9 protein-coding genes are annotated in these 14,700 nt (G+C 70.8%); 5 read left to right on the top strand and 4 right to left on the bottom strand.

Annotated features, from left to right (window positions below; translation table 11 throughout):
* Nucleotides 1-124 precede the first annotated feature (124 nt).
* Nucleotides 125-2,836 (top strand): ATP-binding protein, encoded by a 2,712-nt coding sequence (locus tag ACZ6WN_RS18495; RefSeq protein WP_465866582.1) that lies wholly within the window; start codon nt 125-127, stop codon nt 2,834-2,836.
* Between the two features lie 114 nt (nt 2,837-2,950).
* The gene (locus ACZ6WN_RS18490; protein ID WP_465866580.1) at nt 2,951-4,534 is read left to right on the top strand and encodes a tannase/feruloyl esterase family alpha/beta hydrolase; all 1,584 of its coding nucleotides are present in this window, start codon (nt 2,951-2,953) and stop codon (nt 4,532-4,534) included.
* A gap of 61 nt (nt 4,535-4,595) precedes the next feature.
* On the opposite strand, the gene ACZ6WN_RS18485 is transcribed toward ACZ6WN_RS18490, so the two are convergent.
* The 4 genes from ACZ6WN_RS18485 to ACZ6WN_RS18470 form a co-directional block, all read right to left on the bottom strand.
* The gene (locus ACZ6WN_RS18485; RefSeq protein ID WP_465866579.1) at nt 4,596-5,714 is read right to left on the bottom strand and encodes a sterol desaturase family protein; all 1,119 of its coding nucleotides are present in this window, start codon (nt 5,712-5,714) and stop codon (nt 4,596-4,598) included.
* 67 nt (nt 5,715-5,781) lie between these two features.
* Nucleotides 5,782-7,287 carry an acyl-CoA synthetase gene (locus tag ACZ6WN_RS18480; protein ID WP_465866578.1) on the bottom strand — a complete coding sequence of 502 codons (1,506 nt, stop codon included), beginning with the start codon at nt 7,285-7,287 and terminating at the stop codon, nt 5,782-5,784.
* An 8-nt stretch (nt 7,288-7,295) separates the two neighbouring features.
* Nucleotides 7,296-8,846: a long-chain-fatty-acid--CoA ligase gene (locus tag ACZ6WN_RS18475; protein ID WP_465866576.1), complete on the bottom strand. Its 1,551-nt coding sequence runs from the start codon at nt 8,844-8,846 to the stop codon at nt 7,296-7,298.
* A 325-nt stretch (nt 8,847-9,171) separates the two neighbouring features.
* The gene (locus tag ACZ6WN_RS18470; protein WP_465866574.1) at nt 9,172-9,792 is read right to left on the bottom strand and encodes a TetR/AcrR family transcriptional regulator; all 621 of its coding nucleotides are present in this window, start codon (nt 9,790-9,792) and stop codon (nt 9,172-9,174) included.
* 220 nt (nt 9,793-10,012) lie between these two features.
* On the opposite strand from ACZ6WN_RS18470, the gene ACZ6WN_RS18465 reads away from it, so the two are divergent.
* The 3 genes from ACZ6WN_RS18465 to ACZ6WN_RS18455 are packed head-to-tail and all read left to right on the top strand — an operon-like array spanning nt 10,013 to nt 14,678.
* Entirely contained in the window at nt 10,013-11,161 is a 1,149-nt protein-coding gene (locus ACZ6WN_RS18465) for an oxygenase MpaB family protein (RefSeq protein ID WP_465866573.1), read from the top strand.
* A 12-nt stretch (nt 11,162-11,173) separates the two neighbouring features.
* Nucleotides 11,174-12,409, top strand: coding sequence for an oxygenase MpaB family protein (locus ACZ6WN_RS18460; RefSeq protein WP_465866572.1), 1,236 nt, complete (start codon nt 11,174-11,176; stop codon nt 12,407-12,409).
* 1 nt (nt 12,410) lies between these two features.
* Complete coding sequence (locus tag ACZ6WN_RS18455) at nt 12,411-14,678, top strand: molybdopterin cofactor-binding domain-containing protein (protein ID WP_465866571.1); 2,268 nt, start codon at nt 12,411-12,413, stop codon at nt 14,676-14,678.
* Nucleotides 14,679-14,700 lie beyond the last annotated feature (22 nt).

The raw sequence follows: 14,700 nt of genomic DNA, 5'->3' as shown, positions 1-14,700 counted from the left end.
GACCTTCGCCGGGGACCCACGGGCGCGGCGCCAGGGATACCCACTGGTCGACCCCCTGGGGGACCCGGGAGAATGAAGAGGCTTACTGGTGATGACCGACTCGAGGTGTCGATTGAAGATGGGGATGCCCGCTCTCACGGGGCGGCAGGCCGAGCAGGAGGCGTTGGATCGGCTGATCCGCGACGTACGGGCCGGCGAGAGCCGAGTGCTCGTCCTGCGTGGTGAGGCCGGCAGCGGCAAGACGGCGCTGCTCGACCATCTCGCCGACCGCACCGACCGCACCGGCGGCCGGGTGATCCGGGCCGCGGGCGTCGAGCCCGAGTCGGAGATCGCCTACGCAGGCCTCCAGCAGGTCTGCGCTCCCCTGCTGGACCACCTCGACCGGCTCGCCGAGCCGCAGCGTCAGGCGCTCTCCACCGCCTTCGGGCTCAGCGCGGGCGATGCCCCCGAGGCGCTCGTGGTCGGGCTCGCGGTGCTCGGGCTGCTGGCGGAGGCCGCGACCGATCAGCCGCTGGTCTGCGTCGTGGACGATGTGCAGTGGCTGGACCGGATGTCGGAGGTGATCCTCACCTTCGTCGCCCGTAGGCTCGATGCGGAGTCAGTCGCGCTCGTCTTCGGTGTCCGCAGCCCTGACGACGAACAGCTGCTGCCGGACCTTCCGGAGCTGCGGATCGAGGGTCTGGCGGACGCCGATGCCCGGTTCCTGCTCGAATCGGTGCTGCCCGGACCGGTCGATGCCCGGGTCCGTGACCAGATCGTCTCGGAGACCCGCGGCAACCCGCTCGCGCTGCTCGAGCTGCCCCGTGGGCTCACCTCCGCGGAGCTGGCGTTCGGCTTCGACGGCCAGAGCGCCAAGCCGTTGGCCAGCCGCGTCGAGCAGGGCTTCCAGCGGCGGATCGCCGCCCTCCCCGACCAGACCCGTACGCTGCTGCTCGCCGCGGCTGTCGAGCCGGTCGGCGACGTGACCCTGCTGTGGCGCGCGGCCGAGCGACTCGGTCTCGACCTGGACGCCGCTGCGCCGGCCGAGGCCGCCGACCTGATCTCGATCGGGAGCCGGGTCCGGTTCCGTCATCCACTGGTCCGTTCGGCCGTCCGGCGCTCGGCCGGGCCCGCCGCCATCCGAGCGGTGCACCACGCGCTCGCGGCGGTGACCGATCCGGCGCAGGACCCCGACCGCCGGGCCTGGCACCGCGCGCACGCGGCGATCGGCCCGGACGAGGCCGTCGCCGCCGAGCTGGAGGAATCCGCGGACCGGGCGTTGGCGCGCGGCGGACGCGCCGCCGCGGCGGCCTTCCTCGAGCGGGCGGTCGAGCTCACCACCGACCCGGCGACACGAGCCGGGCGCGCCCTGGCCGCGGCCGAGGCGCGATTCGCCGCCGGCGCGATCGCGGAGGCCGCGCAGCTGCTCGACACCACCGAGATCGGGCCGCTCGACCCTGCCCAGCTCGCCCAGGTGCAGCGTCTGCGCGCCCGGCTGGCGTTCGCGCTCAACTCCGGGCGGTCCGTGGTGACACCGCTACTCGAGGCGGCCGGTCGGCTCGAGCAGCTCGACGAAGGACTCTCCCGCGAGACGTACCTGGCCGCGATCGCCGCCGGGATCAACACCGGGCGGCTGGGCGGCGACGACCTGCGCCGGGCCGCGCTGGCCGGCCGTGACGCCCCTCGTGGCGAGGATGTGACCGGTCGTCTGCTGACCGGAGTGAGCACCTGGGTGCTCGACGGTCACGCCACCTCGGTGTCGTTGCTCGCCGACGTCGTCGAGGACATCGGGATCGAGGACGACCTCGAACTGGCGTGGCTCTCCAGCGCGGTGACCCATGAGGTCTGGGACGCCGGGGCCTACTTCGAGCGGTCCGCGGACCTGCTGGGTCACGCCCGCGCCAGCGGTCGGCTGTCGTTGCTGGGGGCCGCGTTGAGCTTCCGTGCCACGGCCCTCACCCACGCCGGGCGCTTCGAGGAGGCCGCAGCGATCCTCGACGAGGCCGAGGCCCTCGGCGCCATGGTCGGCGCGCCGCCCCATCCTGCGAGCGCGGTGATCCTGGCCGCCTACCGCGGACGTGAGGAGGAGGCGACCGCGGTCATCGGCGGCTGCGTCAGCTACGCGCGAGCGTCCGGGGTCGGCTGGAACCTGGGCGTGGCGGCCTACAGCCGGGCGGTGCTGGGCAACGGTCTCGGTCGCTACGACGACGCCCTCGCGGCGGCGCAGGAGGCCATCGAGTTCGAGGACCTCGCGGTGATGCAGTGGGCTCTGGCGGAGGTCGTCGAGGCGGCGGCCCGTAGCGGAGCGGGCGAGGTCGCATCGGCCGCCCGCGACCGGCTCGTCGCACGCACCTCTGTCGTCGACTCGCCGTGGGCACGCGGCATGGCGGCCTATGCCGACGCGCTGACCGACACCTCCGGGGAGGCCGAGAAGCACTTCCGTACGGCGATCGACGAGCTCGCCTCGGCCGGCATGAGGCTTCACGCGGCTCGGGCGCAGCTCCTCATGGGCGAGTGGCTGCGACGGGAGAACCGTCGCGCCGAGGGACGTCAGCAGCTCCAGGCGGCCCACGAGCTGTTCGCGAGCATCGGCGCGGAGGCGTTCGCCACCCGTGCGGCCCGGGAGCTCGCGGCCACGGGCGGCGTCGCCCGGACACGTACGCGTGGAGCCGAGGTCGACCTCACCGCACAGGAGGCCCAGATCGCGCGGCTCGCCGCCGCCGGAAGGACCAACCCCGAGATCGGTGCCGTGCTGTTCCTCAGCCCACGGACGGTCGAGTGGCACCTGCGCAAGATCTTCACCAAGCTCGACATCTCCTCGAGGCGGGAGCTGGCCGCGGCCCTGCGCGACCAGTGACCCGGGCACCGGCCAGGGTGCACCCCAGGGCGTCACCCTGGCGCCGGTCGGGCACCTGTTCCGGGAGTCTCCTCGTGTGCCCGAACCGAGCGGGCCCCGAGACGAGGAGAGACGATGAAGAGACTGCTGCTGGTCGCCGCCGGACTGCCGCTGGCCGCCGCGCTGACGGCGGTGCACCCCGGCGCCGCCGCTGCCGAGAGGCCCCCGGCCGCGGCCGACAGCGCGACGCCCCGGAGCGCCGACGGCTGCGAGGCCCCCGACCTCGTGGCGCCGCCGGGTGCGCGGATCGTGTCGGTCAGCGCCGCCCCGAAGCCGGGCGGCACCTTGACCTATCCACCCCAGCCCGGAGCGTCCGAGCCGCCCCCACCGGTCACCGGCGTACCGGCCTACTGTCAGGTGGATGTGACCCTCACCCACGGGTCTGCCGGTGACCGGGAGCTGATCCAGGTCTGGCTGCCCGAGACCGGCTGGAACGGCCGCTTCCAGGCCCTCGGCGGCAGCGGCTACCTCGGCGGTGACTTCGGTCCGAGCCTGCCTACCGCGGTCAAGGCCGGATACGCCGTCGGCACGACCGACGCCGGTGCGACCCCGACCACCGGCTTCACTGCCGACTGGGCCCTCACCGCCGACGGCCACGTCAACAAGACGGTGCTGAAGAACTTCGCCGAGCGCGGGCCGCACGAGCTCGCCGTGCTCGGCAAGGCGATCACGAAGGACTTCTACGGCCGCACGGCACACCACGCGTACTGGAACGGCTGCTCGACCGGAGGGCGCCAGGGCTATCTGGAGGCCCAGCGGCACCCGGGCGACTTCGACGGGATCCTCGCCGCCGCCCCGGCGATCTCCTGGGACCGCTTCGCCGTCGGCGACCTGTGGCCGTACGTCGTGATGAACGAGGAGGACAACCACCTCGCACCCTGCGAGCTCAACGCCTTCACCGCCGCTGCCAGGACGGCCTGCGACGGTGACGACGGAGCCGTCGACGGAATCGTCGGCAACGCCATCGCCTGCGACTTCGACGCGGCGTCCCTGGTCGGTGAGAAAGTGCTGTGCGACGGCCAGGAGCTGACCATCACCGCTCGGGACGCGGCCGTGGTGGAGAAGATCTGGGACGGCCCTCGGGCTGCCGACGGGAAGCGGCTCTGGTTCGGCCTGACCCCCAGCGCCGACCTCGGTTACCTAGCCGGCCCGGCACCGTTCCCGGTGGCGTCGTCGTGGGTGCAGAACCTGCTCGTGAAGGACCCGTCCTTCGACGTCTCCACGATCACCTACGCCGACTACGAGCGGCTGTTCGCGCAGTCGGTCGACGAGTACCACCAGGTCATCGGCAGCGACGACACCGATCTGTCCGGCCTGCGTAGCGCCGGCACCAAGCTGCTGACCTGGCACGGCGGCGACGACCAGCTCGTCCCGCTGGCGGGCACGCTGAGCTACCGCAACAAGGTCGCGCGGCGCTTCGGTGACATCGACGACTTCTACCGCGTCTTCGTCGCACCCGGCGCCTCGCACTGCCAGGCCGGGGTCGGCCCTGCGCCGACGGACCCGCTGGGTGCCCTCGTCGAGTGGGTCGAGGACGGGCGCGCCCCGCGCACCCTGGCCGCGACCTCGGTGGCCGCCGACGGGACGAGGATCGAGCGTGACATCTGCCTCTACCCGAGGACGAGCCATCTCCGTGGAGACTCGTTTACCTGCCGCTGAACCCGAACCCGCCTGCGGACGGAGCGTTCTGCTCCGTCCGCAGGCGGTTGTCGTAGGACTGTCAGCGGACGTACTCGTCGAAGGTGCGCTGGCCGAGGAACGGGGCGACGTGCTGGGCGAGGATCCCGACGGGGACGGTCTCGCGCTTGAGCACGCCGTACTCCTCGGGCCAGCTGCCGTCGCGGGGCAGCTTGAAGGAGCCCATCAGCATGTCGATCACCGGCAGGTGGATGGCGTAGTTGCGGTCCCAGTAGTCGAGGTGCCGGGCGTGGTGCCAGTGGTGGTAGCGGGGCAGGACGATCAGGTACTCGAGGAAGCCGAACCGGACGCCGATGTTGGCGTGGGCCACGACCGCCTGGATGCCGACCAGCACCGCGTACGCGTTGACGACCGAGGTCGAGAAGCCGAGGAACAGCAGCGGCAGCAGCACGATGCTGCGGGTCAGCACGGTCTCGACGAAGTGCACCCGGGAGCCGGCCAGCCAGTCGAGCTCGGGGCTGGAGTGGTGCACGGCGTGGAAGCGCCACAGCACCATGATCCGGTGGTAGCAGCGGTGCAGCACCGCCTGGGCGAGGTCGGCGAGGAAGACGGCGAGCAGGAAGGCCACCACGAAAGGCAGCTCCTGGATCCACGCCTGCACGCCCGGCACCTTCACCGTCGCGACCACCAGCGAGGTCGAGGTGGTCACCAGGATCAGGATCAGCTGGACGAGCACGTGGCTCATGAAGAAGTAGCAGGCGTCGGTGCGCCAGCCCGGCCGGAAGACCGGCACCGGGCGGCGGGCGAAGGCATGCTCGAGGGGGATGAAGACCAGCGCGGAGAAGAACAGGGCGAGCACGAACCAGTCGAGGCCCAGCGAGAACGGCGTGTCCTTCACCGGGCCGTCGAACGGGACCTCGGTGCCGCCGAGCAGCACGGCGGCGGTGGCCGTGCCGACACCGACGAACGCCATCCGCCTGTGCTGGTCGCGCAGCACCGCGATCGTGCCCGCGAAGAAGGCGGCCGCCAGGCCGACGAGCAGCAGCGTACGCGCGAAGTCCTCGGTGTAGATCGCCCGGAACTCGCGGCTGGTCAGCAGCTCCGGGAAGTGGAAGCAGAGCACCGTGGCCAGGCTCAGGACACCCAGGAAGCAGGAGGCGGCCGGAGCGAGCAGGTGGTGGCGCAGCAGGGTCGTGGACATGACAGAGATTCTGGGCGCCGGCACTCCCTCGCCGCCTGAGTCCACGTACTCAACTCACCCGAGCAGCTCATTCCAGCAGGCGACGCTTGACCATCTTCCCGGTGGGTGTCCGCGGCAGCGAGTCCCGGAAGTGGATCTCGCGCGGGACCTTGTAGCGGGCGATCCGGTCACGGGCGTACGCGCTCAGCTCCTCGGCGAGCCCGGGGCCGGTCTCGACGCCGGGAGCCGGCTGGACGAAGGCGGCGACCCGCTCCCCCATCTCCTCGTCCGGCACCCCGATGACGGCGATGTCGGCGACGGCCGGATGGAGGCTGAAGAGGTCCTCGATCTCCTGCGGGTAGATGTTCACGCCACCGCTGATGATGGTGAACGCCACCCGGTCGGTGAGATAGAGGAAACCGTCCTCGTCGAGGTATCCGACGTCGCCGACCGTCGTCCAGGAGTCGTGATCGGGGTGCCTGGCGGCGGCGGTCTTGGTGGTGTCGCCGAGGTAGGCGAAGCTGCGATCGTTGCGCTCGAAGTAGATCGCCCCGACCTCTCCGGGACCGACCTCGCGCCCGTCCTCACCCACGATGTGCGGCACGCCGATGATCGGGCGCCCGACGGAGCCGGGGTGCTCGAGCCAGGTCACGGAGTCGATGGCGGTCGCGCCCATGCCCTCGGTGGAGGCGTAGTACTCCTCGATGATCGGGCCGAACCACTCGATCATCCGTCGCTTGACCTCGACCGGGCACGGCGCCGCCGCGTGCACGACGCACTGCAGCGAGGCGACGTCGTAGGAGCGGCGTACGTCCTCGGGCAGCTTGAGCATCCGCACGAACATCGTCGGCACCATCTGGGTGTGGGTCACGCCGTAGCGCTCGATCGTCGCCAGCGCCTGCTCGGCCTCGAAGCGCTCCATCATCACCAGCGTGCCGCCGTAGGCGTGCACGACACCGCCGAACCGCAGCGGCGCCGCGTGGTAGACCGGCGCCGGGGAGAGATAGACCGAGGAGTCGTCGAAGCCGTACGTCGTCCCGAAGACGAGCGGGTAGACGTAGCCCGGCTCGCCGACCGTGATCTCCGGCAACGGTGCCTTGATCCCCTTCGGGCGCCCGGTGGTGCCCGAGGAGTAGAGCAGGTCGTCGCCGTGGGACTCGGTGAAGGGTCCCTCGCCCGCGTCCGCCAGCGCGGCCTCGTAGGAGGCATGGCCGTCGACCTCGCCGCCGTAGGCCAGCCGGTGCGCCACCTCGACCTCCAGGGTCGCCACGGAGGGGACGTCCGCCGAGACCACCAGCGCCTTCGCGCCGCAGTCGGTCACGATGTAGGCGACCTCCTCGGCGGAGAGGTGGCTGTTGACCGCGGTGACGTAGAGCCCCGAGCGCAGCGCCGCCCAGTAGACCTCATAGGCCTCGGGCCGGTTGTCGCTCAGCAGCGCGACCACGTCGCCGCGGCGCAGCCCGCCGGCATGCAGGTGTCGCGCGAGCCGGAGGCTGCGCTCCTCCAGCTCCTGGTAGGTGAGCACCCGACCCGAGCCCGCCATCACGATGGCGGGCTTCTCGGGGGTGCGTGCGGCCCAGACCCCGGGGAACACGGCCTGCCTCAGCCCTGGGTGCGCAGCTCGGTCTTGCGCACCTTCCCGCCGGCGTTGCGCGGCAGCACCTCGAGCACGACCAGGTCCTTGGGGAGCTTGAACCGGGCCAGCCGGGTGGTCAGGAAATCGTTGAGGCCCTCGAGGTCGACCGACTCTCCCGGTTTCGGCACGACGTACGCCACCGGGACCTCGCCCCAGCGCTCGTCGCTGCGGCCGACGACGGCCGCCTCGAGCACCGCCGGGTGAGCGTGGATGGCGTTCTCGACCTCGGCGCTGTAGATGTTCTCGCCGCCGCTGATGATCATGTCCTTGGCGCGGTCCACGACCCAGACGAAGCCCTCCTCGTCCTGGCGGACCAGGTCTCCGGAGTGGAACCAGCCGCCGGCGTACGCCTTCTCGGTGGCCTCGATGTTGTTCCAGTAGCCCTGGGTGACCGAGGGGCCGCGGTAGACGATCTCGCCGACCTCGCCGACGGGCACGTCGTTCATCTCGCCGTCGACGATCCGGTACTGGATGGTCGGGATCGGTCGGCCGACCGAGCCGAGCTTGCGCAACGACTCCTCGCCGCGCAGGACGCAGGTGATGGGTGAGGTCTCGGTCTGCCCGAAGACCGCGACGTTGAGCGCCTTCGGGAAGGTGTCGGCCATCGCCTTGAGCAGAGTCTCGGAGGCCGGGGCGGCGCCCCAGGAGATGATCCGCAGCTTCAGGTCGCGCTCCTTGATGCCCGGCAGCGCGCAGATGGCCTGCCACTGCTGGGGCACGTTGAAGACGACGGTGGCGCCCTCCCGCTCCCAGGCGTCGACGACCTCGCCGGCGTCGAACGCACCCAGCGGGTGGATCACGCTCGGGATGCCGAGCAGGAAGTTGGCGGCCAGCGAGCCCAGGCCGGCGATGTGGAAGAACGGCGCGGTCATGAACGCGACGTCGGACTCGTCGCCGACGTCGTTGGCGCGGATGCAGGTCAGCGCCTGCATCTGCATGTTGTGATGCGTCAACATCGCGCCCTTGGGCTTCCCGGTGGTGCCCGAGGTGTACATGATCAGTGCGACCGAGTCCTCGGCGATGTCGCCGAGCTCGATCGGGTCGCCGGCCTCGACCAGGCTCTCGTATGCCTCCATCCCCTCCGCCTCGCCGATGACGACCTGGGTCTTCAGCCCGGGCGCGAGACCCGCGGTGGCCGCGGCCAGCGGGGCGAGGAGCTGCTCGGTCACGATGACGGTGGCACCGCTGTCCTCGACCAGGCCGGCGATCTCCGGCGGGGCCAGGCGGGCGTTGACCGGCACCGCGATCGCGCCGAGGCTGTTGATCCCGAAGACCGCCTCGACGAACTCGGGCCGGTTGAGCGTCAGCAGGATCACCCGGTCGCCCTGCCGGACACCGCGCTCGCGCAGCGCACCGGCGAAACGCAGCGAGCGCTCGTGGAGCTGTCTCCAGGTGGTGTCCACCCCGAGGAAGCGCAGCGCCGTCGCGTCCGGTCGCATCACCGCGTGCCCGGCGGTCTGGCTCATCCAGTGGCTGCGGAACGTCCAGGCCGGGGCCTGCGCAACGTGGTCGCTCATCGATCTCCCTCTCCCAGTCGGAACCATGTGGTTTCCGTCACAGCATTTTTTAATACAGATTCATATTCGAGCGCAAGGGCCATCTCGAACAAGGAGCTCGCGTCGAGTCGGCTCGTCTTGACGACACAGACCGCCGAGTCGGCTCGTCTTGACGACAAAGACCGCCGAGTCGGCTCGTCATGACGACAAAGACCGCCGAGTCGGCTCGTCATGACGAGCCGACTCGGCGCGAATTTCGGTCAGAACGAGCCGACTCGGCGCGAATTTCGGTCAGAACGAGCCGACTCGGCGCGAATTTCGGTCAGAACGGGCCGACTCGTCGGCTTCAGGCCGGGGCGGACTCCTCCGTCAACGCCGGTACGGTGACGCGGACGAGGCTGACCAGCGTGTCGCCGAGGAGCCGCTCCAGGTGCTCACGAGGAGCGGGCGCGCCGAGCAGCCAGCGACGGGTGACGGTGGTCGCGAACGCGGAGTAGCCGTGTAGGGCGGTCCGGACGGCAGGGTGCGCGCGGACGGCGTGCAGCCCGGCGAGCTCGCAGATCTGGTCGACCATCCGCTCGATGTAGTCCTCCAGGATCGCCGAGATCTCCTCGTCGCGAGACTCACCGAGGAAGCCGGAGACGGCCAGCCAGGCGTCCTTGCGAGCGACGACCATGTCGACCCACTCGGCCACGCTGCGGCCGATGCGGTCCTCGACGGTCGCGCCCTCGACGTACGCCGGCATCGGGAGGCGCGGCACATCGACCAGGCGGCCGATGACGGCGAGATAGAGGTCGCGCTTGGTCGGGAAGTAGTGGCTCAGCAGGCCGCGGCTCACCCCGCAGGCCCGGGCGAGCTCCGTGGTCGAGACGTCGTCGTAGCGCCGCTCGGCGAAGACGTGTGCCGCCGCCACGACAATCAGGTCCCGCCGGCGATCGGCCTGCATGCGTACTCGCGGAGTTGCCATGGCCCCATCCTTCCTCACCCGACCGGCTCGCGCAGGCCCTGAACACACTTTATCGGCAATCTGCCAATTACTACTGGCAGATTGCCGATAGTGCCTCTACGCTATCAGGGCCGAAGTGACGCGGATCACTTCGAGGACTCGATGATGAGGAGTGGTGACAGTGGCAGACCTCAGCAGACGAAAGCTCTTGATCGCGGGCGGAGCGGTAGGCGCCGCCGCCTTGACCACACCGCTGTGGTCCTGGCCGGCGTCGGCATCGATCGCCCGAGCCGGGGCAGGCGCGGACCCCGCGACGGTGTGGGACCAGGAGGCCGACCAGGTGGTCGCCGACCTGATCCAGCACGGTGACGTGGACGCCGTCAACGACGCTCTGCGGGGCTGGACGCGCAACGACCAGCCGACCCCGACCGCCCTGCCCAGCGACCTGTACGCCTTCATCGAACAGGCGCGTCAGCTGCCGTCATGGGCGAACGAGGCCAAGCTCGCCGACGCCTTCGAGTTCACCCAGCGCTGGGGCCTCTACCTCGGCGTCCTCTACGGGATGAACAGCGGCATGATGTCGACCGCGATCCCCCGCGAGGCCCGGGCGGTCTACTACTCCTACGGCGGCAGCGACATGCGCGACCGGATCAAGAAGACCGCCAAGCTCGGCTACGACATCGGCGTGAACGGCGCCTTCAGCCCCTCCGGCGAGATGATCGTGACCTGTGTGAAGACGCGCCTGATCCACGCCGCCGTACGCCACCTCCTCCCCCAGTCGCCGCACTGGGTGGCCGCCGCCGACGAGGAGATCCCGATCAGCCAGCGCGACATCATGGTGACCTGGCACAGCCTGGCCTCCTCGGTGTGGCAGAAGCTCGACGAGTGGGACGTCGAGCGGCCCGCCGATCTCAGCGAGGGCTACCTGCACGTATGGCAGGTGACCGCCCACATGCTCGGTGTCCGCGACGAGTACATCCCCGCGACCTGGGCCGACGCGCTCAGCCAGCGCGAGCAGGTGCTCGTGCCGCTGCTCGACCACACCGAGGAGGGTGTCGCGCTCGCCGACATCCTCCTCGACTTCGGCGCCGAGATCGACGGCACCCTCTTCACCCGGCCGGCCCTGGAGTCGATGAGCCGGTTCATGCTCGGCGACCAGGTCGCCAAGTGGCTCGAGCTGCCTCGCCACCCCGCTCTCGATACGACCATCGAGGTCGGCTGGCCCGTGTTCGTCGCCTTCCGCGAGTCCGGCCAGCCCCTCTCGCTCGCGCCTCCCACCTACTGGATGTTCGACGAGTTCCTCCGCAAGGCCGTGCTGCTGTTCCTCGCCCGTGGGGAGCAGATCAGCATCGAGATACCCACCGGCAACAACCCCAACCACCCCAGCTGACCGAGGATCGACATGCACGAGCTCAGCAGACGTAAGTTCCTGATCGCCTCCAGCATCGCCGCCGGCACGGTCGCCTCTCTGGGCGGCCCGATGGCGGCGGCGCGGGCCGCCGTCCCCTGGACCTGGGACTCCGCCCTGTCCGTGGCCGGGAGCGGCACCGGCATCGACCCGCAGTGGCTGTGGGACGACGAGATCGACCACCTCATGGGAGCGGTCCTCGACCGCGGCGACGTGCCCGCCGTCAACGCCGCCATCCTCGACTGGAACCACAACGACCAGCCGCTCCCCCACGGGCTGCCCGGTGACGTACGTGACTGGATGGCGCGCGCTCTGCGTCTGCCCGAGTGGGCGGACATGGCCAAGCTGCGGACCGCGGCGGAGTTCAACACCGCCAACGGTCTGCTCCTCAACCTCTGCAACGGCCCCGGCGGCGGAATGCTCTCGACGGCCATCCCGCGCGAGGCCAGGGCCGTCTACTACTCCAAGGGCGGCGCGGACATGGAGGACCGGGTCGCCAAGACCAGCATGCTCGGCTTCGCGGTCGGCGACCCCAACGCCTACGAACCCGACGGCAAGGCACAGGCGCAGGCGGTCAAGACGCGGATGGTCCACGCGGCCGTACGCAACCTGCTGCCGGAGTCGCCGCACTGGGTCGAGACCAGCGGCGGCCAGCAGATCCCGATCGCCATCGGCGACATCCTGATCACCTGGCACAGCCTGGCGACCTGGACGATGCGCAAGCTCACCGAGTGGGACCTGGACATGACGACCGCGGAGAAGGAGGGCTACCTGCACAACTGGCAGGTCAACGCCTACATGCTCGGCGTGCCCGCCGAGTACATTCCGGCAACCTGGGCGGCCGCGAACCAGCAGTCCGACCAGCTGCTCGACCCGATCCTGGGCCCGACCGCGGAGGGCGTGGTCCTCACCGAAGTCCTGCTCGGTCAGCTCGCCGAGCAGACCAGCCCCGGCTCGTTCTCGCGGCCTGCCGTCGATGCGCTGGCCAGGTATCTGGTCGGTGACCAGGTGGCCGACTGGGACGGCATCACGCCACGTCCGTTCTGGGAGTCGGCGATCCGGGCCGCCTGGCCGTGGTTCATCAAGATCCGCCAGGGCGCGGTCAGCCTGCCGCTGGCACCGGCGCTGGCCTGGACCATCGACGAGGTCGCCCGGCAGTACCTGATGTTCTACCTGACCAAGGGCCGGGGCACCGCGATCACCATCCCCGACGGCAACCGCACCTTCTGACGTGGAACCGCTGCGCAGACGTACGTTCCTCGGCTACGTGCTCGCCGGGCCGACCCTGGTCGCGGCCGCCGAGCTCGGCCTCACCGATCCGGCGCGGGCGGCCGACGGCATCCCCTGGCCCGAGCCGACCGAGATCATCGACCTCAACGACATGATGACGGTCGCCGCGATCCCGACGGCGAGCCTGATCACCGTCGAGGTCGGGACCGACGGCACGGTGAGCTTCGCGCTCCCCCGTGCCGAGGTGGGCCAGGGGATCACGACCTCCTCGGCGATGCTGATCGCCGAGGAGCTCGGCGTGCCGCTCGACCGGGTCCACGTCACCCTGGCCGACGCCCGTCCCGAGCTGCTCTTCAACCAGCTCACCGGTGCGTCGAACACGACCATCGCCACCTACAACCCGATCCGGGTCGCCGCCGGGATCGCCCGTGCCCGGCTGCTGGCAGCCGCCGCGGCCGAGCTCGGCTCCCGCGTGGAGGCGCTGACCATCGCCGACGGCCTGGTCGTGGGCGGCGGCCGGCTGATCGCGATCGGCGACCTGGCGGCGCGGGCCGCGAGCGTACGCACCGAGCAGGTGAGCGTGACCCTGAAGCCGGACGCCGACTTCACCGTGATCGGCACCCCGCGCACCCGGGTCGACGCCCGCGCCGCCGTCACGGGGCGCAAGCAGTTCACGATGGATCTCCAGGTGACCGGCGCGCTGCCGACGATGGTCTGCCGCCCGCCGACCATCAACGGAAAGGTCCGTTCGGTGGCCAACGCCGAGGACGTACGCGGCATGCCGGGTGTCACCGACGTCGTCACGATCTCGACCGGGGTGGCGGTGCGGGCACGCACCTTCGGCCAGTGCATCGACGCGGTGCGTGCGCTGGAGGTGACCTGGGGCCCGGGCACCGCCGCGGGCAAGGACGACGAGGACGTGCTCGACGAGCTGCGGCGCGCCGAGGCGCCGCTGGGCCTGCCACCGCCGGTACCCACCGTCGAGGCGACCTTCACGTTCCGCTTCCGCAGCAACAGCGCCCTGGAGACCAACTGCGCCATCGCCGACGTACGCCGCGACCGGGCCGAGATCTGGTCGTCGCTGAAGTCGCCGATCGTCGCCCAGGAGACCATCGCGGCCCGGCTCGGGCTGCCGATCCCGGCGGTGACGGTGCACGTCACCGAGGGTGGCGGCTCCTTCGGCCGCCGGCTCTTCTTCGACGCCGCCCTGGAGGCGGCCGAGGTATCCCAGAAGCTGGGCAAGCCGGTGAAGCTGATGTGGCACCGCGCCGACGACTCCCGTCAGGGCCGCGCGCACCCGATGGCGAGGTCACGGGTCCGAGCGGCGTACGTCGGGGGCACCGTGCTCGGCTACCAGCAGTCGCACACCAGCGTCTCGACCGACCTCGGCCACGGTCTCGGCGAGATCATCACGGCGCTGGCCGCGCAGATCCCGGTCGGCGACAAGGCCTTCTCCCAGGTCTTCTTCCAGCTATCCCAGGCCATGCCCTACAACTTCGGGCCTGCCACGCGGGTGCTCAGGGAGACCGACAAGGGCTTCAACACCGGCTCGATGCGCAACGTCTACTCCCCCGACATGACCTGCGCGCGTGAGCTGATCGTGGACCGGCTGGCCGCGAAGACCGGCACGGACGCCTACCGGTTCCGCCGCGATCACCTGCGCAACGCCCGCGACCGCGCGGTCCTCGACCGGGTCGCCGAGGCCGGCGAGTGGGGACGTACGCTCCCGGCCGGGGTCGCCCAGGGCATCGCCTTCCACGGCGAGTACCACTCCGCCAGCGCCGTGCTGGTCGAGATCGACACGCGCCCGGAGACCGTCGGGCGCCAGGTCCGCGACGCCGTCACCGGACCCCGCGTGACCAGAGCGGTCCTGGCCGTCGACGTCGGCACGGTGGTCAACCCGCGCGGCCTGGAGGCGCAGATGATGGGCTGCCTCATGGACGGGATCGCCCAGACGCTCACCGCCGGCCTGCACCTGCGCGACGGGCACTTCCTGGAGGCGAGCTGGGACAACTACTTCTACACCCGGCAGTGGAACACCCCGCCGGACGTACGCGTCGTCATCGTGCCCGGCTCCGGTGAGCCCGGTGGCGCCGGGGAGCTCGGCGTGGCCGCCTCCATGGCCGCGGTCGCCTGTGCGTACGGCCGGGCGACCGGGACGATGCCGACCGACTTCCCGATCAACCACGGCACGCTCTCCTTCGAGCCCAAGCCGACCATTCCGCCGGTGCCGGCCTCGCCGACCGACGGCCTGACCTTCCTCCGTTGAAGGTCCCGACCAGCAAGGGAGC

The sequence above is a fragment of the Nocardioides sp. NPDC054178 genome (genome assembly GCF_055585005.1).
This window is presented reverse-complemented; position numbering and strand designations above follow the sequence as displayed.